The 25,554-nt window shown below is 76.1% G+C and carries 28 protein-coding genes, 2 tRNA genes and 1 riboswitch; of the genes, 6 read left to right on the top strand and 24 right to left on the bottom strand.

Annotated features, from left to right (window positions below):
- Nucleotides 1-109 precede the first annotated feature (109 nt).
- The 8 genes from ACRYMY_RS02160 to ACRYMY_RS02125 all read right to left on the bottom strand — a co-directional run bounded on the left by ACRYMY_RS02160 (nt 110) and on the right by ACRYMY_RS02125 (nt 7,648).
- Nucleotides 110-463 carry a VOC family protein gene (locus ACRYMY_RS02160; RefSeq protein ID WP_432545625.1) on the bottom strand — a complete coding sequence of 118 codons (354 nt, stop codon included), beginning with the start codon at nt 461-463 and terminating at the stop codon, nt 110-112.
- A 47-nt stretch (nt 464-510) separates the two neighbouring features.
- Nucleotides 511-1,059: a GNAT family N-acetyltransferase gene (locus ACRYMY_RS02155; RefSeq protein ID WP_432545624.1), complete on the bottom strand. Its 549-nt coding sequence runs from the start codon at nt 1,057-1,059 to the stop codon at nt 511-513.
- 62 nt (nt 1,060-1,121) lie between these two features.
- Complete coding sequence (locus tag ACRYMY_RS02150) at nt 1,122-2,978, bottom strand: putative bifunctional diguanylate cyclase/phosphodiesterase (protein WP_432545623.1); 1,857 nt, start codon at nt 2,976-2,978, stop codon at nt 1,122-1,124.
- A gap of 183 nt (nt 2,979-3,161) precedes the next feature.
- A complete protein-coding gene (locus tag ACRYMY_RS02145; protein WP_432545622.1) occupies nt 3,162-4,049 on the bottom strand; it encodes a cutinase family protein in 888 nt (295 codons plus the stop codon).
- 147 nt (nt 4,050-4,196) lie between these two features.
- Nucleotides 4,197-4,610, bottom strand: a complete 414-nt coding sequence (locus ACRYMY_RS02140) for a DoxX family protein (RefSeq protein ID WP_432545621.1) — start codon at nt 4,608-4,610, stop codon at nt 4,197-4,199.
- Nucleotides 4,611-4,805: 195 nt separating this feature from the next.
- Nucleotides 4,806-6,122 carry an LLM class flavin-dependent oxidoreductase gene (locus ACRYMY_RS02135; RefSeq protein WP_432545620.1) on the bottom strand — a complete coding sequence of 439 codons (1,317 nt, stop codon included), beginning with the start codon at nt 6,120-6,122 and terminating at the stop codon, nt 4,806-4,808.
- Nucleotides 6,122-7,507 carry an O-acetylhomoserine aminocarboxypropyltransferase/cysteine synthase family protein gene (locus tag ACRYMY_RS02130; RefSeq protein ID WP_432545619.1) on the bottom strand — a complete coding sequence of 462 codons (1,386 nt, stop codon included), beginning with the start codon at nt 7,505-7,507 and terminating at the stop codon, nt 6,122-6,124. Before ACRYMY_RS02130 ends, ACRYMY_RS02135 begins: the two co-directional genes overlap by 1 nt.
- A 45-nt stretch (nt 7,508-7,552) precedes the next feature.
- Entirely contained in the window at nt 7,553-7,648 is a 96-nt protein-coding gene (locus tag ACRYMY_RS02125; RefSeq protein WP_432545618.1) for a putative leader peptide, read from the bottom strand.
- A gap of 5 nt (nt 7,649-7,653) precedes the next feature.
- Nucleotides 7,654-7,743, bottom strand: a riboswitch (SAM riboswitch).
- Between the two features lie 129 nt (nt 7,744-7,872).
- Here ACRYMY_RS02125 and ACRYMY_RS02120 point away from each other — a divergent pair.
- Together ACRYMY_RS02120 and ACRYMY_RS02115 are read left to right on the top strand one after the other, a co-directional pair.
- Entirely contained in the window at nt 7,873-8,316 is a 444-nt protein-coding gene (locus tag ACRYMY_RS02120; RefSeq protein WP_432545617.1) for a hypothetical protein, read from the top strand.
- Nucleotides 8,313-8,624 carry a MarR family winged helix-turn-helix transcriptional regulator gene (locus ACRYMY_RS02115; RefSeq protein WP_432545616.1) on the top strand — a complete coding sequence of 104 codons (312 nt, stop codon included), beginning with the start codon at nt 8,313-8,315 and terminating at the stop codon, nt 8,622-8,624. Before ACRYMY_RS02120 ends, ACRYMY_RS02115 begins: the two co-directional genes overlap by 4 nt.
- A gap of 22 nt (nt 8,625-8,646) precedes the next feature.
- Here the strand turns inward: ACRYMY_RS02115 and ACRYMY_RS02110 are convergent, their stop codons facing one another.
- The 4 genes from ACRYMY_RS02110 to ACRYMY_RS02095 all read right to left on the bottom strand — a co-directional run bounded on the left by ACRYMY_RS02110 (nt 8,647) and on the right by ACRYMY_RS02095 (nt 11,987).
- Nucleotides 8,647-9,279: an FMN-dependent NADH-azoreductase gene (locus ACRYMY_RS02110; protein ID WP_432545615.1), complete on the bottom strand. Its 633-nt coding sequence runs from the start codon at nt 9,277-9,279 to the stop codon at nt 8,647-8,649.
- 55 nt (nt 9,280-9,334) lie between these two features.
- Nucleotides 9,335-10,492, bottom strand: coding sequence for a baeRF2 domain-containing protein (locus ACRYMY_RS02105; protein WP_432545614.1), 1,158 nt, complete (start codon nt 10,490-10,492; stop codon nt 9,335-9,337).
- A gap of 103 nt (nt 10,493-10,595) precedes the next feature.
- A complete protein-coding gene (locus tag ACRYMY_RS02100; protein WP_432545613.1) occupies nt 10,596-10,994 on the bottom strand; it encodes a YchJ family protein in 399 nt (132 codons plus the stop codon).
- A gap of 30 nt (nt 10,995-11,024) precedes the next feature.
- Nucleotides 11,025-11,987 (bottom strand): LacI family DNA-binding transcriptional regulator, encoded by a 963-nt coding sequence (locus ACRYMY_RS02095; protein WP_432545612.1) that lies wholly within the window; start codon nt 11,985-11,987, stop codon nt 11,025-11,027.
- A 137-nt stretch (nt 11,988-12,124) separates the two neighbouring features.
- On the opposite strand from ACRYMY_RS02095, the gene ACRYMY_RS02090 reads away from it, so the two are divergent.
- On the top strand, nt 12,125-13,132 hold the full coding sequence (locus ACRYMY_RS02090; protein ID WP_432545611.1) for a Gfo/Idh/MocA family protein: 1,008 nt from the start codon (nt 12,125-12,127) through the stop codon (nt 13,130-13,132).
- A 198-nt stretch (nt 13,133-13,330) separates the two neighbouring features.
- Here the strand turns inward: ACRYMY_RS02090 and ACRYMY_RS02085 are convergent, their stop codons facing one another.
- The 5 genes from ACRYMY_RS02085 to ACRYMY_RS02065 all read right to left on the bottom strand — a co-directional run bounded on the left by ACRYMY_RS02085 (nt 13,331) and on the right by ACRYMY_RS02065 (nt 17,270).
- Nucleotides 13,331-14,872 (bottom strand): LCP family protein, encoded by a 1,542-nt coding sequence (locus ACRYMY_RS02085; RefSeq protein WP_432545610.1) that lies wholly within the window; start codon nt 14,870-14,872, stop codon nt 13,331-13,333.
- Between the two features lie 101 nt (nt 14,873-14,973).
- Entirely contained in the window at nt 14,974-15,549 is a 576-nt protein-coding gene (locus ACRYMY_RS02080) for a DUF4190 domain-containing protein (RefSeq protein WP_432545609.1), read from the bottom strand.
- A gap of 89 nt (nt 15,550-15,638) precedes the next feature.
- A complete protein-coding gene (locus tag ACRYMY_RS02075; protein ID WP_432545608.1) occupies nt 15,639-15,800 on the bottom strand; it encodes a hypothetical protein in 162 nt (53 codons plus the stop codon).
- A gap of 10 nt (nt 15,801-15,810) precedes the next feature.
- Nucleotides 15,811-16,524, bottom strand: coding sequence for a class E sortase (locus ACRYMY_RS02070; RefSeq protein ID WP_432545607.1), 714 nt, complete (start codon nt 16,522-16,524; stop codon nt 15,811-15,813).
- Nucleotides 16,521-17,270, bottom strand: a complete 750-nt coding sequence (locus ACRYMY_RS02065; protein ID WP_432545606.1) for a DUF881 domain-containing protein — start codon at nt 17,268-17,270, stop codon at nt 16,521-16,523. The genes ACRYMY_RS02070 and ACRYMY_RS02065 overlap by 4 nt, the downstream gene beginning before the upstream one ends.
- Before the next feature lie 174 nt (nt 17,271-17,444).
- On the opposite strand from ACRYMY_RS02065, the gene ACRYMY_RS02060 reads away from it, so the two are divergent.
- Both ACRYMY_RS02060 and ACRYMY_RS02055 read left to right on the top strand, forming a co-directional pair.
- Complete coding sequence (locus ACRYMY_RS02060) at nt 17,445-17,816, top strand: cell division protein CrgA (protein ID WP_432545605.1); 372 nt, start codon at nt 17,445-17,447, stop codon at nt 17,814-17,816.
- Between the two features lie 180 nt (nt 17,817-17,996).
- Nucleotides 17,997-18,968 (top strand): hypothetical protein, encoded by a 972-nt coding sequence (locus tag ACRYMY_RS02055; protein WP_432545604.1) that lies wholly within the window; start codon nt 17,997-17,999, stop codon nt 18,966-18,968.
- Nucleotides 18,969-19,093: 125 nt separating this feature from the next.
- On the opposite strand, the gene ACRYMY_RS02050 is transcribed toward ACRYMY_RS02055, so the two are convergent.
- Nucleotides 19,094-19,810: a rhomboid family intramembrane serine protease gene (locus ACRYMY_RS02050; protein WP_432545603.1), complete on the bottom strand. Its 717-nt coding sequence runs from the start codon at nt 19,808-19,810 to the stop codon at nt 19,094-19,096.
- Nucleotides 19,811-19,987: 177 nt separating this feature from the next.
- Nucleotides 19,988-20,521 carry a peptidylprolyl isomerase gene (locus ACRYMY_RS02045; RefSeq protein WP_432545602.1) on the bottom strand — a complete coding sequence of 178 codons (534 nt, stop codon included), beginning with the start codon at nt 20,519-20,521 and terminating at the stop codon, nt 19,988-19,990.
- Between the two features lie 202 nt (nt 20,522-20,723).
- On the opposite strand from ACRYMY_RS02045, the gene ACRYMY_RS02040 reads away from it, so the two are divergent.
- On the top strand, nt 20,724-21,734 hold the full coding sequence (locus ACRYMY_RS02040; RefSeq protein WP_432545601.1) for a hypothetical protein: 1,011 nt from the start codon (nt 20,724-20,726) through the stop codon (nt 21,732-21,734).
- A 69-nt stretch (nt 21,735-21,803) separates the two neighbouring features.
- On the opposite strand, the gene ACRYMY_RS02035 is transcribed toward ACRYMY_RS02040, so the two are convergent.
- The 5 genes from ACRYMY_RS02035 to gyrA form a co-directional block, all read right to left on the bottom strand.
- Nucleotides 21,804-21,876 (bottom strand) — tRNA-Ala (locus ACRYMY_RS02035).
- Nucleotides 21,877-21,918: 42 nt separating this feature from the next.
- Nucleotides 21,919-22,035 (bottom strand): DLW-39 family protein, encoded by a 117-nt coding sequence (locus ACRYMY_RS02030; RefSeq protein ID WP_432545600.1) that lies wholly within the window; start codon nt 22,033-22,035, stop codon nt 21,919-21,921.
- 24 nt (nt 22,036-22,059) lie between these two features.
- Nucleotides 22,060-22,133, bottom strand: a tRNA-Ile gene (locus tag ACRYMY_RS02025).
- 77 nt (nt 22,134-22,210) lie between these two features.
- On the bottom strand, nt 22,211-22,693 hold the full coding sequence (locus ACRYMY_RS02020) for a DUF3566 domain-containing protein (protein WP_432545599.1): 483 nt from the start codon (nt 22,691-22,693) through the stop codon (nt 22,211-22,213).
- Nucleotides 22,690-25,554, bottom strand: a complete 2,865-nt coding sequence (gene gyrA / locus ACRYMY_RS02015; protein ID WP_432545598.1) for a DNA gyrase subunit A — start codon at nt 25,552-25,554, stop codon at nt 22,690-22,692. The genes ACRYMY_RS02020 and gyrA overlap by 4 nt, the downstream gene beginning before the upstream one ends.

Raw genomic sequence — 25,554 nt, 5'->3', positions numbered from 1 at the left:
CGGACGCGGGCAACCCGGACCGGCCGCGGTGCGCCTCGTGCACGCCGACCGGCCCCTGGACGCGGCGGTGCTGGCCGCCTCCACCGCGTAGGCCGCGGCGGGCGGCGCCTCAGCGGTCGACGACCAGGACGGTGCCGCCGTCGGGGTCCTCGACCGTCACGAACAGGCACGTCGCGGCGTCGCCCCGGACGTCGGAGCAGGGCACGCCCGCGTCCCGGCACTCCTCGCGGAAGGCGCGGACGTCCGGGGCGCGGAAGCTGACGGCCGCCCACGGCAACCCCGGCTCGGCGGCGATCCCGCTGGCCGGTCCCAGCAGGGCCAGCCGCCGCCCGTCCCGGTCGTCCAGCACGGCGGCGTGCTCGTGGACCTCCGCGACGGTCAGGCCGAAGCGCTCGGCGTACCAGGCGGCGGCAGCGGCCGGGTCGCTCACGGGCAGGAAGCTCGACGCCAGGGTCGTGATCACGCGAGGACGGTAGCGACGACCCCCGACGGAGGAGGCCGTCCCGCGGCTCAGCGCACCAGCTCACCCGCCAGCACGGAGCCGATCCACCCGTCGCGGCGCTCGCCGCGGTGGTCCAGCAGACCGCGGACGGTGCCCTCCACGCGCACCCCGCACGCCTGCGCGGTCCGGCGCGAGGCCTCGTTGCCGACGAGGGCGCGCCAGTGGACGCCGGCCAGCCCCGCCTCGTCGAACGCCCACGTCAGCAGCAGGCGCAGCGCGCGGGTGCCCACGCCCCGCCCGCGCGCCCACGGGGCGAGCCCGTACCCGACCTCGCCCCACCCGGCGCCCTCCAGGCGCAGGTCCACCGACCCGGCGAAGCGGCCGCCCACCACGACGGCCAGGGCGAGCGCCCGGCCCGCCGCGTGGTCGGCGCGCACGGCGGCGAGGTAGTCGCGCGCCTGCTGCGGGCCGTACGGGACGGGCACGGGCACCCAGCGCTGCGTGCCCGGGTCGCGGCCCTGCTCCAGCACGCCGTCCAGGTCGGCGTCGCGGTGCCGGCGCAGCAGCACCTCGCCGTCGGCCAGTCGCGGGTCGGCGGGCAGCGGCGGGGTCTCCACCGGCCCAGTCCACCCGGGTGGGCCGGGCGCCGTCCACCGGGTTCCCGGCCGCACCGCCCCGCTCACGCGCGCCAGCGGGCCGTGAGCTCCTCGCCCGGCTGCGGCCGCCCGCAGTGGAAGCCCTGCAGGTAGTGGCAGCCGGCCTCGAGCGCCCCGCGCGCCTGCTCCGGGGTCTCCACGCCCTCGGCGATGACGCGCAGGTCCAGGCTGTCGGCCACCGTGACCACCGCCTCGACGAGGGCGCGGCGGCGGGGGTCGTGGCCGACGCCCGCGACGAGGCTCTTGTCGATCTTCGCCATGCGCACCGGCAGCTCCACCAGCCGGGACAGGGAGGACCAGCCGGTGCCGAAGTCGTCCACCGACAGCGGGTGCCCGCGGTGCTGCTGCTCGTGCAGGCTGGGCAGGACCTCGGGGTCGATGAAGCTGGACTCCAGCAGCTCCAGACCCAGGTGCTGCGGCTGCAGGCCGTGGTCGCGCACCGACGCGGCCAGGGTGGACGTGAGGGCGGGGTCGGCGAGCTCGCGGGCGGTGAGGTTGACGTAGGCGGTCCGCGGCGCCCGCGCCCCCAGCTCCTCCTGCCAGCGGGCCATCTGGGCGCAGGTCCGCTCGACGACCCAGCGGCCGATGCCCACGACGAGGCCGCTGCCGGAGGCCAGGCCGACGAACTCCGCGGCGGGCAGGAGCCCGTACCGGGGGTGCTGCCAGCGCAGCAGCGCCTCGACGGCGTGCACGGCGCCGTCGGCGGTGGTGATGGGCTGGTAGTGCACCCGCAGCTGGTCGTGCGGCAGGGCCTGGGACAGCTGGCGCTCCAGCTGCCGGGCCGAGCGCGCCGGGCGCGGGTCGCCGGCGACGCCGGTCGTGGGGCCGTGAGCGGTCCGCGGGTCGGGCACGACGTCGGTGCCGCGCTGCTGCTTCACCCGGTACATGGCGCTGTCGGCGTCGGCGAGCAGGTCGTCGGCGCTGACGTGGTCCTCGGCGAGGACGACGCCGATGCTGGCCGAGACCACCACGTCCAGCTCGCCCAGCCGCACGGGGCGCGACAGGGCGCGGCGCAGGCGACCGACGACCACCCGCACCTGTTCGGACGCCGCTCCGTCCTCGTCCTGCGGCAGGTCCTCGCAGACCGCGACGAACTCGTCGCCGGCCAGGCGGGCCAGGGTGTCCTCCCCGCGCAGCGCGGCGCTCATGCGGGTGGCGACGGTGGCCAGCACCCGGTCGCCGGCGGCGTGGCCGAAGGTGTCGTTGACGGCCTTGAAGCGGTCGAGGTCGATGAAGAAGACGGCCACGGTGCGCCGGTGCCGGCGAGCCGAGCACAGGGCGTGCTCGAGACGGTCGAAGAGCAGGGTGCGGTTGGGCAGGCCGGTCAGCGCGTCGTGGGTGCTCCGGTGCTCCAGCTCGGCCTGCGCGCGCCGGGCCTCGTCGCGGTCGGCGGCCATCACCACGTAGGAGACGGCCACGTGCGCGAGCAGCCGCACCCACGCCAGCTCCTCGGGCCGCCAGGTACCGGCCTGGCGCCGGTACAGGTCCAGCGCGCCCCACACCCGCCCGCGGCTGACGAGGGGGACGGCGACCACGGAGCGGAACCCCGCCTCCAGCGCCCGCTCGACGAACTCCGGCCACGCCGTCTGCACCGGGTCGCGCAGGTCGTCGACGACCACGTCGACCTCGAACAGCAGCGCGTCGCGGCACGGGCCCTCCTGCGTCAGCTCCTGCAGGCGCTCCACCCGGGTGACCGCGCCGTGCGTGCCGTGGACGAACCGGACCAGCCCGCCGTCGTCGACCATCACCCCGACGCCGTCGCTGGGCAGGTGCTCGGCGGCGATGTCGACGAGGTGGGCCAGCAGCTCCTCGGGGCCGAGGTCCCCGCTGGCCGAGCGGGCCAGGGCGGCCATGGCGCTGACCAGCGCCTCGTGCCTCACCGGCGCGCCGTGCGCGGGAGCGGTCGCCGCCGGGGCGGCGCGAGCGGTGCGGGTCTGCCCGCGCGAGGTCGAGAGATCACCGCACGGTCCTCACGTCGGGTGGAGGCCGCTGTCTGGACCTCCCCCGAGGCTAGGGGAGCCGCCACCGTCGCGCAGCGGAACGGTGATCGTCGGCGGGCGCGCTCAGCAGCTGAGGACGCGCTCCCAGCCGCCGTCGACCTGGCGCAGCGAGACGACGTTGAAGCTGCTGGTGTAGCCGAGGCTGTCGCGCGTGCCGCGGGCGTAGGCGCGGCCGAGGACGTCGACGGCGCGGTCGGCGGCCACGTGGTCGCGGGTGCTGTCGCGCACGCAGGTGGGGGTCGGCGCCGGGGTCGGGCCGGGCGTCGGGGTCGTGGGGGTGCCGGCGGCGCGCACCAGGCCGGCGGCGAAGCGGGCCCCGTCGGTCGTGGAGCCGTTGCTGGCGTAGCTGAGGTGCCCGCCGGTGCCGGTCTTGGGGGCGCTGCCGCACACGCTGTCGCTGCTGTTGCAGTAGTCCTTCGACTTCGGCCCGTACGTGGTGCTGGCGGTGGCGATGGTGCGCCCGCTCAGGCCCAGGGGGTTGCCGAAGACGACGACGGCGGCCACGCGGCCGGCCAGCTCGGCGGGCACCGGGGTGCCGGTGGTGGTGCCGGTGCGGATGCCCACGGCGATGTCGGTGACGGTGGCGCCCTGCGAGTAGCCGCCGAGGACGAAGACGGTGGACGGGCAGGCCGCGGCGACCTCGCGCACGCGCGCGCTCATCGCGGTGGCACCCGGGCCGGCGCTGGTCTGGGAGGAGTTGGCGGCGTAGTCCACGGCGTGCGAGGTGACGGTCCGGTCGGACAGCTCGCTGGTCAGCGCCCGCACGAACGGCCCGCCCGTGATGCCCAGGCCGGGCGTCTCGCCGGTGCCGCGGGCGAAGACGACCTCCACGTCCGAGCAGGCCGTCGGGGCCGCGGCGGCGGGTGCGGCGGCGGCCAGCAGCGCGCCGCCGGTGACGGCGGCGGCCACCAGGGCGGGCAGGCGGGCGGGGAGCGACGGGGCACGCAGCACGGGGGGTCCACCCTCTCGACGGCGAGCGGTGACGACGGGCGTCCCGGTGGGAGCCGTGCCGCTCGGGCGGCGCACAGCATGCCGATCACCGCGCCCGCGGCGCAACCACTCCGCGTAGCTCCCCGGTGACCAGCGGGTGACGAGGCGTCAGCGCCCGCTGGCGGCCCGCCGCTCCCGCCAGGTGCCCCACGCCCGCGTCGACCACAGCGCCCACAGGACGAGGACCGGCTGCCCGGCCAGCCGCGCCGCGCGGGCGGTGTCCGTGTCCAGGCCGAAGGCGTCGGTACCGGTGAGGTACTGCGAGACGTTGCCGGGGAAGACCGCGACGAAGAACGCCGCCACGACGGCGCCGGTGACGGCGCGCGCGGGCTGGCGGTGGACGGCGAGCAGGGCCGCGCCGAGGGCGATCTCGACGACGCCGGAGGCGACGACGACGAGGTCCGCGTCCAGCGGCAGCCACGGCGGCACCTGCGCCTGGAACTCCCGGCGCAGGGTCGTCAGGTGGCCGGTGCCCGCGCCGAGCAGGACGACGCCGAGGGCGACCTGCGCGAGGCGGCGCACGACACCGCCCCACGTCCGGCGCCCCCTCCCCGGACGCCCGGGGCCGGCGGCAGCGGTGGGGACGGCAGGCACGGGACCTCCGGCGTCGGCGGTACAGCGGGGGACGGTCGTCCTCCCGGGCCAGGAGACCACCCGCGGCGCGGACCGGCGCGCGCTGGAGGGCGCTGCGCGGTGGCGCCGTCGTCGCCGGCCGCCTCAGAAGTCGAAGAGGTTCTCCCGCAGCCCCCCGCGCCCGAACGACGTGCGCAGCAGCCCGCGCCGGCGCAGGACGGGCACGAGGTCGTCGAGGAAGCGGTGCACGGTCACCGGGTGCAGGTCCCCCGACAGCAGGAACCCGTCGTTGTCCGCGTCCTCGCCGAACTCCTCCACGAGGTCGGCGAACTCCTGGGCCGTGCCGACCAGCCCGGAGCGGTCGGCGAGCCGGCCCTTGCGGGCCTTGCGGGCCAGCAGCTCGCGCAGGGGCGCGTCGGGGTCGGCGCCCGCGCGCAGGCCGGCGATGGTGCCGCGCGAGACGTGGTCGGCGAAGACGTCGTCGCGCAGGGGCTCGTCCAGCGGCAGCGCCGTCAGGTCGGTCTCCAGGTCGCTGGACCAGGCCAGCGCCACCGCGCGCAGGACGTCCTCGCCGGGCGTCCGCGAGGCGGCGACGACGCGGTCGGCCTCCTCGGCGCTGGCGACCAGCTCCGGTTTCACGACGAACAGGACCCGCACGTCGCCGGCCTCGCGCCCGGCCTCGGCGGCCGCGGCCAGCACGCGGGCGCGGTAGGCGCGCACGCTCGCCACGTCCAGGGGGGCGAGCGCCAGCTGCACGTCCGAGCGGGAGCCCGCGAACGCCAGCCCGCGCGGCGAGCCGCCCGGGGAGACGACGACGGGCTCGCCCAGCGACTCGAACGGCAGCGCGTTGAGGGGGCCGTCGAGGCGGAAGTGCTCCCCGCGGTGCTCCAGGGCGCGGATGCGGCCGCCGTCGGCGAAGCGGCCCGTGGCGGCGTCGGCGACGAGGGCGCCGTCGTCCCAGCTGCGCCACAGCTCGCGGACCACGTCGACCCACTCGGTCGCGCGGTCGTACGCGACGCCGTGCGGGACGGGCTGCAGGCCGACGTGGCGGGCCGAGCCGGAGTCGGTGACCAGGTTGATCCCGAACCGGCCCGCGGACAGGTGCTGCAGGGTGGCGGCCTGCCGGGCCGCCAGGTACGGCGGGGTGATGCCCGCGTTGACCGTCGGCACGACGCCGATGTGCCGGGTCGCGGCGAACAGGTACGGCGCCAGCAGCAGCGGGTCGTGCTTGGGCCCGCCGTAGGCGGCGCGCACCCGCAGGTCCAGCGTGCGCGGGTCGCCCAGCGAGACGGCGTCCTCGCACACGACGAGGTCCAGCCCGGCCTGCTCCAGCTCCTGCACGGCCCGCACGTACAGGTCCGGCCGCGTCCAGTCGTCGCCCCAGCCGTGGTGGGGGTGGCCCCAGCCCTGGGGGCCGAAGCCGCGGGAGAAGAACCAGCCGAGGTGCTGCAGCCGCGCCATCAGAGGACCCCCGCCGCCACGAGGGCGGGCACCGCGGCGCCCACCGGCCTCGGCGCCGCTGCCTCGGCCACCGCGTCGCGCACGGCGTCCAGGGCCAGGCGCAGGTCGGCCAGCAGGTCCTCCGGTTCCTCCAGCCCGATCGACAGGCGCAGCAGGCCCGGCCAGATGCCCGCGGCCGCGCGCTCGGCCGGGCTGCGGTGCGCGTGCGAGGTCGAGGCCGGGTGCAGCACGAGGGAGCGCACGTCCCCGAGGTGCGACATGCGGGTGAACAGCCGCACGGCGTCGACGAAGGCGCGGGCACCGTCCTCCCCGCCGGCCACCGTCACCGAGAACACCGACCCGGCGCCGCGCGGCAGGTACCGCTGCGCGAGCGCGTGCGAGGGGCTGGAGGCCAGTCCGGCGTGGTCGACGGCGACGACCTCCGGCTGCTGCTCCAGCCAGCGCGCCAGGGTCAGCGCGGTGGCGACGTGCCGGGACACCCGCAGCGACAGCGTCTCCAGGCCCTGCTGCAGCAGGAACGCGTTGACGGGCGAGAGCGTCGGCCCGAGCCGGGCGGCGACGACCTGGCGCGCGTGCTCGGCGTAGGCGCGCGGGCCGTACCGGTCGGTCCAGCTGGGCCCGGACGAGCGGTCGACCAGGTGCGGGTAGCGCCCGCCGGCCGCCCAGTCGAAGCCCTCCCCCACCACGACGACGCCGCCGAGGGCGGCGCCGTGCCCGGCGAGGAACTTGCTGGCCGAGTGGACGACGACGTCCGCGCCGTGCTCCAGCGGGCGCAGCAGGTACGGGGTGGCCAGGGTGTTGTCGACGACGACGGGCACGCCGCGCTCGTGGGCCAGGTCGGCCACCGCCCGCAGGTCGGGCACGTCGTTCTTGGGGTTGGGGATCGACTCCAGGAACACCGCGCGCGTCGTGGGCCGCAGCAGCCGGCGCCACGCGTCGAGGTCGGTGCCGCCGTCGGCGCCGGTGGGCACGAAGTCCACCGCGACGCCCATCCGCGCGAAGTTCTCGCGGAACAGCCCGCGCGAGCCCTCGTAGACGCTGGCCGCGGACAGCAGGTGGTCGCCGGCGCCGAGCAGGCCCAGCAGGGCGACGGTCACGGCGGCCTGGCCGCTGCCGACGAGCAGCGCGTCGCGCCCGCCCTCCAGGCGGGCGACCCGCCGCTCGACGGCGGTCAGGGTCGGGTTGGCCAGGCGCGAGTAGACGTAGCCGTCGTCGTCGCCGGCGAAGCGGGCGCGGGCGTCCTCGAAGTCGCGGAAGACGAAACCGGCGGTCAGGTGCACGGGCGGGATCCGGGCGCCGTGGACGTCGTCCGGTTCGGCGCCGGCGTGGACCTGCTCGGTGGCGAAGCCCCACGGGCGCGCGGGGTCGACGGGGGTGGTGGGCACGAGGGACCTCTCGGGGGTGCGCAGCGGGACGGGACGGGGGCCTGGTCAGGCCCGACAGGTCCCGCCGGCCGTGCGCACGAGGTCGACGTGCCGCCGCCGCGTCAGGGGCGCGCCGGTGGTCGGGGTCGTGGTGCTCTCCACGGTGTCCTCCATCGGTCTTGGCGGAAGCACCGGTCCCCGGGGGGCGGTTGCTGCGGCGTCGTCGAGCCAAGTCTCTCGGCCGCTCTGGATGGGTGCGTCCAGGAGACGACGCCGCGCGAGGGCTTGTCAACCGCTTCACGCGGACTCACCCGGACGCGCGGGACGGACTGTTTCCACCTGCTCAACGGTTGCCATCGCGGAAAACATCTGCGATGGTTGCCGACATGGAAAGCATCGACCGCACCCCCGACGCCGCCGAGGCCCGCGCTGCCCTGGCCGACGTCCAGCAGGCCCAGCGCGCCGTGCGCGACACCCCGTGGCCCACCTGGATCTACCCCGTCAACGCGCTGCTGCTCGGCGCGCTGGCGTCGACCGCCCTGCTCCAGGAGGACCGCAACCTCGTCTTCACCGCCGTCTGCTTCACGATCGTGGGGGTCAACACGACCGCCGGGTACCGGATGGGCACCCCGTGGACCCTGCCCACCAGCCGGCTGTTCATCGCCCTCGTCGCCGCGTCCGGCCTCTGCGCCCTGGCCGCCCTCCTCGTCGCCGAGGTCACCACCGCCGCCTGGCCCGTCCTCGCCCTCGCCGTCGCGGCCACCGTCGGCTACCTCGCCGCGGGCGTGGTGCACCGCCGCTCCACCGGCAGCCCCCGGCGGACCGCGTGAGCCCGGCGCTGGACCCGGTCATCCACCCGGCGCACCGCCTGCGCATCTGCGCCCTGCTCGCGGCCGGCACCACCCTGGAGCTGTCCGTGGTCAAGGAGCACCTCGACCTCAGCCCGTCGGCGCTGAGCAAGCAGGTCGCCGCCCTCGTCGAGGCCGGCTACGTCAGCCAGGGCCGCCACGGCGGCGACTCCCGGCGGGTGTGGCTGTCGCTGACCCGCCGGGGGCAGCGGGCCTACCGCGACCACGTCGCCGCGCTGCAGGAGATCGTCGCCGCGAGCGCGGTGGACGTCCCCGCCGAACCCCGCTGACCCGGGCGGCCCGGGCGCGGCGTCAGAGGGTCGCGCCCAGCTCCGCCAGGCGCTCGCGGGCCGCCGCGAGCTCCGCGTCGCTGCGCTCGGCGTGCACGGCCAGGTCCGGCACGCGGTGGGCCAGCGTGATGCTGGTCTGCACCACCTCCACGTCCATCCCGAACGCCTCGCCCAGGATGATCCGCAGGACGGGCACGCCGTGGTCCCACGTCTCGGTGGGCGTGCCCGCGTCGTAGACGGCGCCGCGGCTGCTGACCACCACGGCCTTGCGACCCGCCAGCGGCTGCGTGCCGGCACCCGTCAGCAGGCCCGGCACGTGGACGTTGTCCAGCCACACCTTCAGCGTCGAGGGGACCGTGTAGTTGTACAGCGGCGCCCCCACCAGCAGGACGTCCGCGGCCAGCAGCTCGTCGACGATCGTGCGCTGCAGCGCCTCGGCGTCCGCGGGCACCTGCGCGCCCGGCCGGCGGTCCGCCGGCGTCCAGTGCAGCTCGGAGTCCGCCAGGTGCGGCAGCGGGTCGCGGTGCAGGTCCCGGTACGTCGTCGTGAACCCCTCGCCGCGCGCCGCCCAGGCGCGCGCGAACTCGGCGGTCAGCGCCCGCGAGCGCGAGGAGGTCAGGTCGGCGGAGGAGTCGAGGTGCAGCAGGTGCGGCATGCGCGCACGCTACCGACCGCCCCCGGCCCCTCCGCCGGGGAGCTCAGCCCGCCGCTCAGCCCGCCGTGGACGGGTCGGCGTAGCGCAGGACCGCGCCGATGCCGCCGTCCATGACCGGGCGCTCGGCGACCAGCTCGATCTCGGCGTCCGTGGCGGCGAGCGCCCGCAGCAGCGCGGCGTCGGCGCGCACCTCCAGCGGGTCGCTGACGCCCATCGCCCGCAGGTCCTCGTCCGTGGTGGCGACCTGCGTGGGGTCGTCGCCGATCCACAGCCGCAGGTCGGACGTGGGGTCGTCGCGCAGCAGCAGGGTGCGCACCTGGCCGCGGCTCAGCGCCCCGACGACCGCGCGCATCCCCTCCACGGCCCGGCCCGCGCCACCGGCGCCGTCCGGGCCCTGCCCGGTGCGGGTGCGACCGATCTCCTGCTCGAACTCGTCGACGAGGGCGTCGCGCCGGCGTCGGCGCACCACCTCCAGCGCCTCGGCGACCGCGGCGGCGAACGCGTCCTCCTTCGCGCCCGCGTGGCGGCTGCCGCCCGGGACGTCGGCCAGCAGCTCCAGCACCGGCTTGGCCGCCTTGTCCCGCAGCGCCGCCGCGGCCTTGACGTCCCCGGTCAGCAGGACGACCTCCGGGTGCTCGGTGCGCACGAGGTCGGCCAGCGCGTCGGCGACGGCGCCGGCGTTGGCGTCCCAGCTGTCCTCCACGCGGCGCTGGTAGCGCAGCGCCGACCAGCCCCCGCCGGGGATCTTGTGCAGGACGTCGTGCCCGCCCTCGACCGTCCGCTTCTCCCCGCCGCGCGGGCTGTCGGAGCGGCTGACGGTGATGTCGGCGCCGGCCCGGTCCAGCTCGACGAGCACGTAGCGCACGTCGTCGGCCAGCGAGCGCACCAGCGGCATGAGGTGCGCGACCCGGCCGGTGGTGGCCTCGTCGCGCAGCGGCGGGTCGGGCAGCAGGACGTCCAGCTCCACCCCCTGCGCGGAGGCGACCAGCGCGCGCCCCACGCGCCCGCCGACCTCGACCGGCTCGCCGGCGACCTCGTCGAGGGCCTCCAGCGCGGCGGACGGGGCGCCCTGGGCGCTCAGCTCGTCGCGCGCGTCGCGCCAGCGCAGGTCGATCTCGTGGGCGCCGGTCTCGTTGTTGCGCGACACGTCGGCGTAGACGGCGACGTGGGGTCCGGGGTCGACGGCGACGGGCTTGAGCCAGTCCAGCTTCACGGTGGTGCCTCCCTCGCGAGATCACGGTGGGTCACCAGGGACGTACCCCGGCGCGAGGGGGGTCATGCCTCGGCGTCGGGGCAGCACCTGGTCCTCCGATCGTTCACCGCGGGCCGACGTAGCGCCAGGTCCGGCCGTGTCGCGGGTCGCGCGCGCGCTGGAACAGGGAGTCCTCGCGCAGCACCGCGCGCTCACCGCCGCGGCGGTGGTGCGCCTCGAACGCGACGGTGCCCTCGTCGTCGAAGGGGCCGCCGCCCGTGGTGCCCAGGACGAGCAGGCGCAGCCAGCGCACGTCGTCGTCCAGCTCCAGGTCCTCCGGGCGGGTGGCCGGGTCCCACGTGGCGAGCAGGTACGCCGCGTCGCGCAGCACGAACGCCGTGTACCGCGAGCGCATCAGCGCCTCCGCCGTGGGGGCGGGCTCGCCGGCGTGCCAGCGGCCGCAGCAGGCGGGGTACACCTCCCCCGAGGAGCACGGGCAGGGACCGGTCGGCGCGTCGAGCACCCGCCCATCCTCGCCGGGCTGCCCGCCGGCTCACCCCGCGGGCGGGGGCGCGGTGCTGCGGCGCACCACCAGCCGCGGCGGCACCAGCCGCGTGGACGACGGGCGCGCCGGGTCGGCCGTGCGGGCCAGCAGCAGCTCCCCGGCCAGGGCGCCCACCGTGCGGGCGGCGTTGTCCACGCTGGTCAGCGACACCGCCCGCAACCGGGCCAGCGAAGTGTCGTCGTAGCCGGCGACCGACACGTCCCCGGGCACGGACAGCCCGGCCGCGTCGGCGGCCGCGAGCACCCCCACGGCGGACAGGTCGTTGGCGGCCAGGACGGCGGTGGGCCGCTCGGCGCGCGCGAGCAGCTCGCGCCCGGCGCGGTAGCCGGCCTCCTCGGTCATGTCGGCCTCCACGACGTCGGCGCGCGCGCCGGCCGCGCGCACCCGGGCGGTGAAGGCGTCGCGGCGCAGCCGGCCGACGGCCCCGGAGCCGGCGACGTGCCCGAGGTGGCGGTGACCCAGCGCCAGCAGATGGTCTACGACGGCGGCCACCCCGGCCTCCCCGTCGTCGGCGACGAGGTCGGCGGGGGCGGTGACCACCTCGCGGGTACCGGCCAGGACCGTCGGCACGTCGGCGGCGACCTCGTCGACGGCGGCCGGGTCCGACGGCGTGCCGACGACGACGAGACCGTCCACGCGCAGCAGCGCCAGGGTGCGGGCGGCGTCCGGCTCGCGGTGGCTGTCGGCGAGGACGGGCCGCAGGTCGGCGGCGGCGAGCACGGGGCGCAGGCCGTCGAGGAGGTCGACGAACCACGGGTTGCGCAGGTCGTCGACGACGAGGCCGACGGTGCGGGTGCGGCGCTCGGCGAGGCTGCGGGCGGCCGGGTCGGGGCGGTAGCCGAGGTCCTCGACGGCGCGCAGGACGGCGCGTCGGCGCTCCTCGCTGACGCGCGGCGAGCCCTGCAGGACGAGCGAGACGAGCGACTTGGACACCCCGGCGCGAGCTGCCACGCTGCGGATCGTCGGACGGCCCACCCGCTCACCTCCTCCCCGTCGTCCGCGGCACCGGCTTGACACCGGTGCCTCCCGGGTCGGACCGTACCTCCGTTGGACCGGTCCAACGACTCGACGACGACTCAGGAGGATCCGTGTCCGACCTGCACCTCGGCCTCGCCGGCGTCGGCCGCATCGGTGTGATGCACGCCCGCAACCTCGTCACCACCCCCGGCGTGGGGCGCCTGACGGTCGCCGACGTGGACGCCGACCGCGCCCGCGCGGTGGCCGACGAGCTCGGCTGCGACGCCGCGCCCGACACGGCCGCCCTGCTCGCGGCCGGGATCGACGGGCTGGTCGTGGCCACCGGCACCGCCCAGCACCCCGAGCTGGTCCTCGCCGGTGTCGACGCCGGCGTGCCGGTGCTGTGCGAGAAGCCCGTCGCGCCCGACGTCGCCCTGTCGCTGCCCGTCCTGGAGCACGTCGCCGCCCGCGGCGGCGTCGTGCGCATCGGCCACCAGCGCCGCTACGACGCCGGCTACCTGGAGGCCAAGCGCGCCCACGCGGCCGGCGAGCTCGGCTGGCTGCACTCGATCAGGGCCGTCACCTGCGACGTCACCCCGCCGCCCGTCGCCTTCCTCGCCACCTCCGGCGGCCTGTTCCGCGACTGCAGCGTCCACGACTTCGACGTCATCCGCTGGATCACCGGCCGCGAGGTCGTCGAGGTGTCCGCCCGCGGCAGCAACAACGGCGACCCGGCCATCGGCGCCGTCGGCGACGTGGACTCCGCCCTGGCCGTGTGCACCCTCGACGACGGCACCCTCGCCGTCGTCAGCGCCTCCCGCTACAACGGCGGCGGGCACGACGTGCGCCTGGAGCTGCAGGGCTCGCTCGCCACCCTGCTCGTCGGCCTGGACGAGCGGGCGGCGCTGCGCTCGGCCGAGCCCGGGGTGACCTTCCCCGCCGGCCCGCCGCACCTGACGTTCGCCGAGCGCTTCGCCGACGCCTACCGGGCCGAGGTCGCCGCCTTCGCCGACCTCGTGCGCGGGGTGGAGGGCGAGCTGTGCACGCCCGAGGACGCGGTGGCCGCCTCGCGGGTGGCCGACGCCGCCCAGGAGTCCCTGGCCACCGGCGTCCCCGTCCGCGTCGAGCCCCTGCCCTGACCCCACCGCCCCACCCCCTCCGTGATCTTGCAGGGAGTCCCAGCAAGATCACGGCGATCACGGGCCGGTGAGGGTTCACCCGTCCATGATCACGGCGGTGGGGTCGGGTCGGTGGGACGGAGACGGGTCCGCGGGACCGGGGTCGCGGGACGGGGGTCGCGGGACGGGGGTCGCGGGACCGGGGTCGCGGGACGGGGGTCAGGCGCAGATGTCGTCGGTGGCGACGCGGCCGGTGAACGTCTCCTCGGGGGCGGGCACCGCCGGGGCCGCCGTCGGCCCGCCGGTCACCCGCGCGCGCACGTCCGTCACGGGGACCGCGGCGCGCAGCTCCACGACCAGCGAGCGGCCCAGGCTCGCGTCCAGCTGCGTCCTCGCCCCGCCGAGGGCCGCGGCCAGCGTGGCCGCGCTGTCCTGGCGGTCCGTGCCGTAGCGCACGAGGACGTCGCCGGCCGCCGACGTCGCCTCCGCGTCGCCCGTGCCGGTGACCTGGAAGCCCTGCGCGCCCAGCGCCTCGGCCGCCGCACCGGCCGCCCCGGCGGGCGCGCCCACGTTGAGGACCTGCACGGCGATCCGGTCCGGCGGGACGAGCAGCGCCGAGGACTCCGACGGCTGCGCGGTCGGGGTGGCCGCCGGCTCGTCCTGCTCGGTCGGGACGCCGATCGTGTCGGTGCGCACCCGCTCCCACAGCTCGTCGGCCGCGGCCGTCCACTGCACGCGCGCCGGGTTCGCCGGGTACGGCTCGTTGGGCACGGTGAGGAACTGCACCCCGCCCGGCGGCATCTTCTGCAGGCTCTGCGCCAGCCCCACGACCTCCGACAGCCTCGACAGCTCCCGGTCGGTGGTCACCGACTTCGTCGCCGCGTCGAGGAAGGAGTACAGGCGGTCCGGGCGCAGCAGCATCTGCGAGCTCGTCACCTCCTGCACCATCGACGACATCAGCGCCTGCTGGCGGTCGATGCGCGACAGGTCCGAGCCGTCGCCGATGTGCCGCACCCGCGCGTAGGCGAGCGCCGTCTCCCCGTCGACGTGGTGGGTGCCCGCCGTCAGCGTCAGCGCCGAGTCCGGGTCGTCGATGTCGCGCGGCGTGCACACCGTCACCCCGCCCAGCGCGTCGACCATCGAGCGGAAGCCGCCGAAGTCGACGACGGCGTAGTGGTCGACGTACACGCCGGTCAGCGACTCGACGGTCTTCACGGTGCAGGCGGCGCCGCCGCGGGTGAAGGCGGCGTTGAACATGCCCCGCTCGGCCGGCACGGTCGTCCCGTCGTCGCCGCGGCACTCGGGGATCTGCACGACGGAGTCGCGCGGGATGCTCACCAGGGTCGCGCTGCGGCGGTCGGCGGCCAGGTGCACGAGGACGGTGGTGTCCGAGCGGGCGCCCTCGACGTCGCCGTCCCCGGCGTAGCGGTCCCCGGTGCCGTCGGCGAGCTCGCGGGTGTCGCTGCCCATGACGAGGATGTTCACGGCGTCGTTGCCGGTGGTGGGGTCCGCGGTCGACTCGTCGGACGGGCGCTCGCCCAGCGAGCCGGTGATGTCCTGGGCGGTGATGTTCCCCTGCAGGCGGTACCAGGCGAACACGCCGCCGCCGACCGCCACGAGCGCCAGCGCGAGGACACCGACGCCCAGGACCCGCAGGACGCGGAACGCCGTGCCGTGCTGGTGGCTGGCGTGCCGGCCGCGCGGGGTCAGACCGGCGCCGGGCAGGTCGGGGCGCTGCCGGGGGCCGGTGGAGGTGGGCACTCCGCGACGATACGAGACCGCGCGCGCCCGGCCGGTGCCGATCCGTCAGCTCCGGCCGGGTGCGTGCGAGGTCTTCACAGGCCGCTCAGCACGGGCTCACCTCAGCTGATGCGGTCCTCGATCTGGTCCTGGAGCAGCTGCTGGCAGGCGTTGACCTCCTCCTGCGTCTGGGCCTGCTCGACGCACGCCTGGTAGTCGCCGGTGTTGTTGACCAGCCAGTTGCCCAGGAAGACGTACGCGATCGCGATGCCTACGCACAGCACAGTCCCGATCACACCGGTGACGAGCCCCGCCTTCGCGACACCCCGGTTCGTGGCCTGCCCGGCCCGCACGCGGCGGGTGGCGACGACGCCCGTGACGATCGCGGCGATGCCCAGCAGGATGCCGACAAAGTTCAGCAGCGGCACCCAGCACAGCAGGATCGCCAGCACGCCGAGCACGAGCGCCGCGACGCCGAGGCCGTTGCGCGGGGCGGCGCCGTAGGTCTCGTTGCCGTACCCGCCGTACTGCTGGCCGCCGTACTGCTGGCCGCCGTACTGCTGGCCGTAGCCGCTCTGCTGGCCGTGCTGCTGCTCGTACCCGCCCTGCTGCCCGTAGCCGGGCTGTCCCTGCTGGCCGTACCCACCCTGCTGGCCGTACCCGCCCTGGGGGTCCTGGTCGTTCGACGGCGTCGACATCGCGTCCTCCGGTCGCTCGGCTGACCCCGATCGTCGCAGCCGCGGCGGCGCGCGGCCCGCCGGGACACCCCGCGGCTCGCCCGGGCGGGTCAGGACCCGTCGACGGTGCCGTCGTTGATCGCCAGGCGGTCGGCGACGTACGGGAAGACGACGGTGAAGCAGACCGCGACCACGGCGGCCGCCACGAGCAGGCTGACCAGCGCCCGCAGCCACCACGGCCCGGGCAGGAGGCGCCACCACCACGCGTACACGGACGCCCCCTCAGCCCGCCGCCAGCGCCGGCGGGTCGCCCGCCGAGCGGTCCTGCACCGACTCCAGCAGCGCGTGCACGACGTAGCGCTCGCGCGCGGAGTGCATGGGGTGGCAGGCCGTCATCGTCAGCCACGCCTCGGTGGGCTCCTCGCCGGGCCGGTCGGGCACGGGGGCGATGACGGACACCTGCTGGGGCCGCACCACCTCCCAGGAGCGCACCCGGTACGTGAACCACTGGGTCGCGGTGCCCACGACGACGGCGTCGCCCTCCTGCAGGTCGGCGACGAGGTGGAACGGCTTGCCGTAGGTGACGCGGTGCCCGGCCAGGGCGAAGTTGCCGACCACGCCGGGCATGGCCGTCTCCTCGTAGTGGCCGACGCCGTCCTTCAGCTCCTCCGTGCCGGTGCCCTCGACGACGGGCACGGCGTAGTCGGCGCCGAAGCGCGGCACGTACAGGACGGCGAAGGCCTCCCCCGCCGGCGGCGCCACCACGAGGTCGGGCTCCGGGTCGGGTTCCGGCTCCGCGGGGGCCGCGGGTCCGGGGGCGTCGTCGGCGGTCCAGCGCTCCTCCAGGGAGGCGACCGTGGCGGCCTGCGCGCGGCCGCTGGACAGGTCGGTCCACCACAGCTGCCAGGCGACGAACAGCAGCGTGAGCACGCCGGCGGTCACGAGCAGCTCCCCGACGACGCCGGTCGTCCGGCGCAGCGCCTCGCGGCCCCTCACGCGGTGGCCCGGGCGTGCTCGAGGGCCAGCGGGCCGTCGTAGGCCTCGAAGCGCAGCGCGCCGTCGGTGCTGACCTCGTAGCCGAGGCCGTAGGCGGCGACGTACTGGCGGTACACGGCGACGGCGGCACTGGTCTCCAGCGCCGCGGTCAGCGCCGCCGGGTCGCCGATCGCGGCGATGCGGTAGGGCGGGGAGTAGGTGCGGCCCTGCAGCACGAGGACGCTGCCCACGCACCGGACCGCGGACGTGGACACGAGCCGCTGGTCCATCACCTGCACGGCCTCCGCGCCCGCCGACCACAGCGCGTTGACGACGGCCTCGACGTCCTGCTGGTGCACGACGAGGTCGTCGGGCGCGGCGCCGGCCGGGCGCGGCACCGTGGTCGGGGCGTCGTCGAGGACGACCGCCACGCCGGGTCCCTCGACGGGCAGCGCGCCGGAGGCGGCGCCGAGGGCGGGGTCGGTGAGCGGGTCGGTGAAGGGTTCGCCGGCGGGGGCCGCGGCGGCGCCGGCGCTGAGCCGCTCCACCTCCGCGCGCAGCCGCGCCACCTGCGCCGAGCCGTCCTCCACGGCCCGCGAGCGCTCGCGCACGAGGGCGCCGAGGTCCTGGGTGTCCGAGCGCAGGTCGTCACCGCCGGAGGTGACGGCGCTGGTGGCGAACAGCAGGCCGGCGGCGGCGAAGACGGCGCCGACCGCGAGGCGGCTGCCGGCGCGCTCGGGGCGGGGGCGCAGGGACGGTCGCCGCACCAGGTCCGCCTCCCGCCCGTCCCCTCGGGGACCGTCCTCGCTCGATGCCGTTGCTCCGAGTCACCGCTGGTCGGCGCAGCGTCCACCGTGCGACCGGTGACCGACCGTCCTCCGACTACGCTAACCAGTGTCGACCGCCGAGCCGACCAGACGAGCCGACCCCGGAGGTGCCCCGTGCCCGACTCCCCGCTGCGCCGCAGGAAGCAGCGCGACGCGACGACGGACGGGGCGGACGCGGCCACGACCCCGGCGGGCGGGGCCTCGCCCGCCGCGGCGGAGGGGGGCGGGAAGCCCTCCCGGCGCGACCGGCGCCGCGAGGAGGTCGTCGACGACGGCAGCGACCGCGCGCTGGCGGCCCGCAACCGGCTGACGCCCCGCTGGTGGGTCTTCGTCATGCTCGGGCTGATGCTGCTGGGCCTGGTGTGGATCGTCGTCTTCTACCTGACGCAGGCCCGCTTCCCGGTCCCGGACATCGGCAACTGGAACCTCGTCGCCGGCTTCGGCCTCGTGCTGGTCGGCTTCGCGATGACCACGCGCTGGCGCTGACGGGCCGCTGCCCGTCGTGGTCGTCCGCACCCGGGCGGACCCGTCCCCCGGGAGGGGGCCGTCCCCCGGGAGGGGGCCGTCCGGGTGACGTGAACCCGCCCCCCTGACGTCACGTCAGGGTAGTGTCGGGCCTCGTCCTCGGTCACTGTGCGTGACCTCTCATGCGAGGTGGGAGCTCCGGTGCAACTGCACGTCGTCTACCGCTCGCACGGCGGGGAGAACGCCAAGGGCCGGCCGGACTGGTACTCCAAGCGCCTCGCGCTGGCGTCCTTCGCGCGCGCGGTCGAGGAGGCCGGCGTGCCCGTGGACGTGCTCCACCTCAGCGACGGCGAGCCGTCCGCGGACCGGCTGGACCTGATGCGCGCCGGCGGGCGCGTCGTGACCTTCCGCGGCGGCAGCAACCGGCGCAGCTACCTGAAGGCCCTCGACCTGGCGCGGCGCTCGGACTGGGACGACGACGACGTCGTGCTGCTGGCCGAGGACGACTACCTGTGGCGCCCGGACGCGCTGCGCTCGCTCGTCGCGGCCGCCGGGCGGCGCCGCAGCGAGTACTGGGCGCCCTACGGCACCGGCACCCACGACGACATCGACGGCCGCCGGCCGCCGCGCGCGAACCGCGGGGAGTCCGAACTGCCGGAGTTCGCCGTGCGCTGGGTGCCGCACGAGAGCACCACGAGCACGTTCGCCGCGCGGCTGGGCGCCCTGCGCCAGGACCACCGGCTGATGGTGCTGTGCTGCCTGTCGGGCGGGGACTTCGACCTCACGACGTGCCTGACGCTGCAGGGGGTGCGCCGCTTCTCGCTGCGCGACCTGGTGGTGCACCACCCCGTGCCCGGGTCCCCGGTGCCGAAGCGCGCGGCGCGCTGGGTCTACCTCGCGGTCCTGCGCGCGGCGGTGGACCTGCGGGCGCTGCGCCGGCCCTCGCGCCGCCGCACCCTGACGGCCGCCGACCCGGCGGTGTGCACCCACGCGGAGACGGGCTGGCTGGCGCCGCACCCGGCGGGCCGGCCGGACTACTGGGAGGCCGTCGCCGAGGACACCCGGCGCTGGCTGGCCGAGCGCGAGCGCGCCGCGACGGGGACGGCACCGGGGACGGCGACGGGTGTCGGGCGCGACGGCCTCGGCGAGCCCGCGGGCGCCGGCCGTCCCTGACCGGGTCGCCCGTCCACAGGAGTTGTCCACCAGTCCGTCCACACCCTGTGGACAGCTGTGGGCAACACGCTCGAGCCGTCCACAGGGTGTGGTGCTCCCGGTGGACGACGTCCCTGTCGGCCCCCTCAGAGGGTGAAGCGGGCCGCCGCGTACGCCAGGAGGGCCACGACCACGAGCGCCACGGCACCCAGGCCGGCCGCCTGGACCAGCCGGGGCGAGCGCCGCGTCCGGGCCAGGACCGCGGCCACCGCGGCCCCGGTGACCAGCCCGCCCAGGTGCGCCTGCCAGGAGATGCCGGGCACGAACACCCCGATGGCGAAGTTGATGGCGACCAGCGCCAGCACCTGACCGGACTGCCGCCCCAGGTGCCGGTTGACGACGAACAGGGCGCCGAACAGGCCGAAGACCGCGCCGGAGGCGCCGACCGTGCTGACCCCCGCCGTCATCGGCAGCAGCGTCGCGCCCGCCGCCCCGCCCAGCGCCGACAGCAGGTACAGAGCCGTGAAGCGCGCCCGTCCCAGCAGCGGCTCCAGGTACTGCCCCACCAGCCACAGCGCGTACATGTTGAACAGCACGTGGATCGGCGTCGGGGCGTGCAGGAACGCCGACGTCAGCGGCTGCCAGTAGTTGCCGGCCGCGAACGCCCACGGGTACGCCGACACCTGGTTGGTCAGGACCAGGTAGGCGTACACCCGCGGGTCGACGACGAACTGCGCCAGGTACATCAGCGCGCACACCACGACGACCGTCTTGGTGACCGCGGTGTCCCCGCTGCGCACCGCGCCGCCGAAGGTGGTGCGCGGGGCGCGCGCGCCCCGGTTGGCCTCCGCGACGCAGTCCACGCAGTGGAAGCCCACCGCGGCCGGGCGCTGGCAGTCCGGGCACGCGGGGCGCCCGCACCGCTGGCAGCGGACGTAGCTCTCCCGGTCGGGGTGGCGCGGGCAGACCGAGACCCCACCGGGCGGGGGCGTCGGTGGGGTCCCGGGGGTGCTCACGTCAGGTCGCGGTCCGCGACGGCCTCAGGAGCGCTCGACGTCGACGCTCTCGATGACGACGGGCTCGCGGGGCGCGTCCCCGGGGCCGGTCGCCACCGTGGCGATCGCGTCGACGACCTGGCGGCTGGCGTCGTCGGCGACCTCGCCGAAGATCGTGTGCTTGCCGTTGAGGTGCGGGGTCTCGGTGACGGTGATGAAGAACTGCGAGCCGTTGGTGCCGCGGCCGCCGACCTTGCCGGCGTTCGCCATGGCGAACAGGTACTTGCGGTCGAAGCGCAGCTCGGGGTGGATCTCGTCGTCGAACTGGTAGCCGGGGCCGCCGCGGCCGTCGCCGCGCGGGCAGCCGCCCTGGACCATGAAGCCGTCGATGATGCGGTGGAAGGTGAGGCCGTCGTAGAACGGGTCGGTCCGCGTGTCACCGCTGACCGGGTCCTGCCACTCCTTGGTGCCCTCCGCCAGGCCGACGAAGTTGGCCACCGTCTTGGGGGCGTGGTTCTCGAACAGCTCCAGGCGGATGTCGCCGTGGTTGGTGTGCAGCGTCGCGTGCATGGCCGCCATCCTCCCACGGGCCCCGCGGGCGGCCTCCCGGACGTCGGGCGAGCCGGTCCGCTCGTGGGGGTCTGGTGGTGATCTCCGCTGGCCGTGCGGCCCGGGGCACGACAGGCTGGGGGTCGTCGTTGACCCGGACCAGTCCCCGGACCGCCGCCGGCGAGCAGACGGCGGCGGCGGGACGGGCGGAGCGCACGAGGAGGAGGAACGGATGTCGCACAGGAAGACCCGCGCGGAGGTCCTGCAGGCCCAGGTCAAGGACCACGGGACCGCGCTGGCCGAGAAGGTCAACCCGACCGTCGAGGTGGCCGTCGAGCGCGCGAAGGAGGCCGCCACGGCGGCCCGCACCTGGGCCGGGCCGCACGTCGGGCACGCCGCCGAGTGGGCCGGGCCGCGCGCGGCCGCCGCCCGCGACTGGGCCGGGCCGCACGTCGGGCACGCCGCCGAGTGGGCCGGGCCCCGCGCCGCCGCCGCCCGCGACTGGGCCGCCCCGCACGTCAAGGACGGCTGGGAGAAGTCCGTGGCCGTGGCCGCCCCCGCGGCCGCCGCGGCCGCCGCGAAGGTGACGCCCGCCGTCGACGCCACCCGGGACAAGCTGGTCGACGACCTGCTGCCCCGCGTGCGCGAGGCCGTGCAGTCGGCGTCCTCCAGCGCCCAGCACGCCGCGGCGCCCGCGCTGGCCGCCACGGCCGGTGCCGCCACGGCGGGCAAGGCGGCCGCCGGGGTGGCCGGCAAGCGCTCCAGCGACGCGCTGGCCGTGCTGCGCGGCGAGGTCGAGGTGAAGCGCAAGAAGAAGGGGCGCGGCCGCAAGGTCCTGCTGGTGGCGCTCGTGCTGGGCGTGGGCGCCGCGGCGTTCTCCGCCGTCAAGCGCCGCGGCGAGGAGGACCCGTGGGCCACGCCGGGCACCGCGTGGTCCCCGGCGACGGGGCCCGCCCCGGCCCCCAGCCCGTCCTCCACGGCCCCCGGCACCGCTGCCGCGTCGACCCCGCCGGTCTCCGAGGTCGCCACCGAGATCCCCGCGGAGTCCTCCGCCGGCTCGGACACCGGCTCGGCGACGAGCACCACCACGGACGTGGACCCGACCACGGGCTCGACGACGCCGCCCGTGACGGCGCCCCCCGGTGCCGCCGTGGAGACCGAGCTGGACACCGAGGGCGGCACGCCCGCCGAGGACGCGCAGGTGCGGCCGGCGCCCGAGGAGGGCGACGAGAAGAAGTCCTGAGGCGACCGCCCCGGGACGACGACGGGCCCTCCCCACCGGTCGGTGGGGAGGGCCCGTCGTTCGTGAGGGTGGAGACGAGGGGACTCGAACCCCTAACCCCCTGCTTGCAAAGCAGGTGCGCTACCAGTTGCGCCACGCCCCCGGGACCGCTGTCCCGCGGTGACCCGCTACCGGGTCGTCGTCGTCAGCGGACGGTGTCGGTGGCCTCGGCCCACAGGTCGCGCTCGGCCTTCGAGGAGGCCCTGCGGCGCCACGCGAACGCCGCACCTGCGACAGCCGCCACCACGAGCAGCTTCTTCACCGGGACCTCCGCGGGGTTCGGGGGTGGGCCTAGGAGGACTTGAACCTCCGACCTCTTCCTTATCAGGGAAGCGCTCTAACCGACTGAGCTATAGGCCCGGAGCCACGCGTGCGCGGCGGGACACCACCTTACCGGACACCCGCGGGTGCCTCGACCGGTGCGCCGCGCCCGCGGGTCAGTCGTCGGACAGCGTGACGTGCAGGCCGCCGACGAGCGCGGCGCACACGTTGTACAGGAACGCCGCCAGCGTCGACAGCGCCGTCAGGAGCACCACGTCGACGACCGCGATGACCGTCGCCAGCGAGATGACCCTGCCGAAGCCGACGTAGTCGAGCAGGTTGAGGTCCACCTCGTCGCCCACGACGTCGCGCAGCAGGCCGTCCAGGTCGGAGAAGACGCCCATGCCGTCCAGGACGGCCCACACGACGCCGGTCGCCACGACCAGCGCGATGCCGACCGCCACCGACAGCAGGAACGACAGCTTGGTCACCGACCACGGGTCCACCCGCGCCAGCGTCAGCCGCACGCGGCGGGGGACGCTGTCGACGCCCTGGCGCTGCGGCCGGCCCGCCCCGTCCGCCCCGCGCCCGGCGGACGCCTTCGAGGACGCGGCGGACGAGGAGGACGTGGACGGCGCCGTGCGTTCCGCAGGGGTCACTGGTCGCCTCCGGTGTCGGTGTCGGTCGCGCTGCCGGTGCCGCCCGGCTCACCGGGGCCGCCCGCGCGCGGGTCCTGCGACGGTACGCCATCGCCGGACCCGGGTGCAGCGTCCTCGACGAGCGCGGCGTCCGCCACCGGGGCGTCCGACTCGCCGCGGGCGGCCGCGGCGTCGTCGCCGGGGCCGGCCACGTCCTCGTCGGCGCCCACGTCCGCCGGGTCGACCGGGGCGCCGCCACCGCCCTCGACGCCCACCGCCTCCTCGACGGCGTCGGCGACCTGCTCGACCTCCTCCTCGGCGGCCCGCTCGACGTTGCGCGCCACCGCGATGATCCGGTCGCCGTCCTCCGGCTTGGCGAAGGTGACGCCCATCGTGTCGCGGCCCTTGGAGGGCACCTCGTCCACGCGCGAGCGCACGACCCGCCCGCCCTGCATGACGACGAGGACCTCGTCCTCGCCGCTGACGGTGAGCGCCCCGACGAGGTCGCCGCGCGCCTCGGCGACCTTGGCGACCTTGATCCCGAGGCCGCCGCGGCCCTGGCGCCGGTACTCGGCGATGCGGGTGCGCTTGGCGTAGCCGAGCTCGGTGACCACGAAGACGTCCAGGTCGTCGGAGGCCACGGCCATCGCCAGCAGCTCGTCGCCGTCGCGGAACTTCATGCCCGTGACCCCGGAGGTGGCGCGGCCCATCGGGCGCAGCGTGGCGTCGTCGGCGGTGAACCGCACGCTCATGCCCTTGCGGGAGACGAGGAACAGGTCCTCGCCCTCCCCCACGAGGGCCGCGGCGAACAGCTCGTCGTCGACCTCCTCGCCGTCCTCGGCGGTCCGCTGGCGCAGGTTGATCGCGATGAGGCCGCCGGAGCGGTTGGAGTCGTACTCCGACAGCCGCGTCTTCTTCACCAGTCCCGCGCGGGTGGCCAGCACCAGGTACGGCGCCTGCTCGTAGTCCTCGATGTCGAGGACGGCGACGATGCGCTCGCCCGGCTGGAACGCCAGCAGGTTGGCCACGTGCTGGCCGCGGCCGTCGCGGCCGGCCTCCGGCAGCTCGTACCCCTTGGCCCGGTAGACGCGGCCCAGGTTGGTGAAGAACAGCAGCCAGTGGTGGGTCGTCGTGGTGAAGAAGTGCTCCACGACGTCGTCCTCGCGCAGGCTCGCCCCCCGCACGCCGCGCCCGCCGCGCCGCTGCGCGCGGTACAGGTCGGTGCGGGTGCGCTTGGTGTAGCCGCCGCGGGTGACGGTGACGACGACGTCCTCGACGGGGATGAGGTCCTCGACGCTCATGTCGCCCTCGAAGGGCAGCACGGTCGTCTTCCGCTCGTCGCCGTACTTGGCGACGATCTCGCCGAGCTCGTCGCCGACGATGCGCCGCTGCCGCTCGGGGCGGGCGAGGATGTCGTTGAAGTCGGCGATGCGCCGCTCCAGCTCGTCGTGCTCGTCGGTCAGCTTCTGCCGCTCCAGGGCGGCCAGGCGGCGCAGCTGCATGTCGAGGATGGCGCGCGCCTGCTCGTCGTCGATCTCCAGCAGCCCCATGAGGCCGTCGCGCGCCGCGTCGACCGTCGCGGAGCCGCGGATGAGGGAGATGACCTCGTCGAGGGCGTCGAGCGCCTTCAGCAGCGCGCGCAGGATGTGGGCGCGGGCCTCGGCCTGGCGCAGCCGGTAGCGGGTGCGCCGCTGCACGACCTCGAGCTGGTGGGCGATCCAGTGCTTGAGGAACGCGTGGATCGGCAGGGTGCGCGGCACCCCGTCGACCAGCGCCAGCATGTTCGCGCCGAAGGTCTGCTGCAGCTGGGTGTGCTTGTACAGGTTGTTCAGCACGACCTTGGCGACGGCGTCGCGGCGCAGCACGACGACCAGGCGCTGGCCCGTCTTGCCGGAGGTGTGGTCCTGCACGTCGGCGATGCCGGCCAGGCGGCCCTCGCGGGCCAGGGTGGCGATCGAGTCGGCGAGGTTGTCCGGGTTGACCTGGTAGGGCAGCTCGCTGATGACCAGGCAGGTGCGGCCCTGGATCTCCTCGACCTCCACGACGGCGCGCATCGTGATGGCGCCGCGGCCGGTGCGGTAGGCGTCGTCGATGCCGCGGTAGCCGAGGATCTGCGCGCCCGTGGGGAAGTCGGGCCCCTTGATGCGCTGGAGCATCGCCGCGAGCTGCTCCTCGTCGGTCGCCTCCGGGTGCTGCAGCAGCCACTGCACGCCGTCGGCGACCTCGCGCAGGTTGTGCGGCGGGATGTTCGTGGCCATCCCGACGGCGATGCCGGCCGAGCCGTTGACCAGCAGGTTCGGGAACCGGCTGGGCAGGACGTCCGGCTCCTGCGAGCGCCCGTCGTAGTTCGCGGAGAAGTCGACGGTGTCCTCGTCGATGTCCCGCACGACCTCCATGGCCAGCGGCGCCAGGCGGCACTCGGTGTACCGGTAGGCGGCGGCCGGGTCGTTGCCGGGCGAGCCGAAGTTGCCCTGCCCGTCGACCAGCGGGTAGCGCAGCGACCAGTCCTGCGCCAGGCGCACGAGGGCGTCGTAGATGGAGCTGTCGCCGTGCGGGTGGTAGTTCGACATCACGTCGCCGACGACGCGGGCGCACTTGTAGTACCCGCGGTCGGGCCGGTACCCGCCGTCGTACATCGCGTACAGCACGCGCCGGTGGACCGGCTTGAGGCCGTCGCGCACGTCGGGGAGCGCCCGGGACACGATGACGCTCATCGCGTAGTCCAGGTAGGAGCGCTGCATCTCCAGCTGCAGGTCGACCTGCTCGACGCGGTTGCCGACGGGGGGTTCGGTGGTGCTCTCGCTCACGGCGTGGTGCCCTTCTGGCGGTCTGGCGGCGGTCGTCGTGCGGGAACCGGGCGGGGCCGGGCGCGGGCCCGGCAT

The organism is Kineococcus haloalkalitolerans, assembly GCF_050871905.1.
In the GTDB taxonomy this organism is placed as follows: Bacteria; Actinomycetota; Actinomycetes; order Actinomycetales; family Kineococcaceae; genus Kineococcus.
This window is presented reverse-complemented; position numbering and strand designations above follow the sequence as displayed.

What these genes read in the sequence shown, in the direction of transcription:
- ACRYMY_RS02135 (WP_432545620.1), bottom strand. Translation starts at nt 6,122, where the DNA reads ATGGCGCGGCTGCAGCACCTCGGCTGGTTCTTCTCCCGCGGCTTCGGC.
- ACRYMY_RS02120 (WP_432545617.1), top strand. Translation starts at nt 7,873, where the DNA reads ATGGAAAGCATCGACCGCACCCCCGACGCCGCCGAGGCCCGCGCTGCC.
- ACRYMY_RS02110 (WP_432545615.1), bottom strand. Translation starts at nt 9,279, where the DNA reads ATGCCGCACCTGCTGCACCTCGACTCCTCCGCCGACCTGACCTCCTCG.
- ACRYMY_RS02080 (WP_432545609.1), bottom strand. Translation starts at nt 15,549, where the DNA reads ATGTCGACGCCGTCGAACGACCAGGACCCCCAGGGCGGGTACGGCCAG.
- ACRYMY_RS02045 (WP_432545602.1), bottom strand. Translation starts at nt 20,521, where the DNA reads ATGGCGGCCATGCACGCGACGCTGCACACCAACCACGGCGACATCCGC.
- ACRYMY_RS02040 (WP_432545601.1), top strand. Translation starts at nt 20,724, where the DNA reads ATGTCGCACAGGAAGACCCGCGCGGAGGTCCTGCAGGCCCAGGTCAAG.
- gyrA (WP_432545598.1), bottom strand. Translation starts at nt 25,554, where the DNA reads ATGCCGGGCCCGCGCCCGGCCCCGCCCGGTTCCCGCACGACGACCGCC.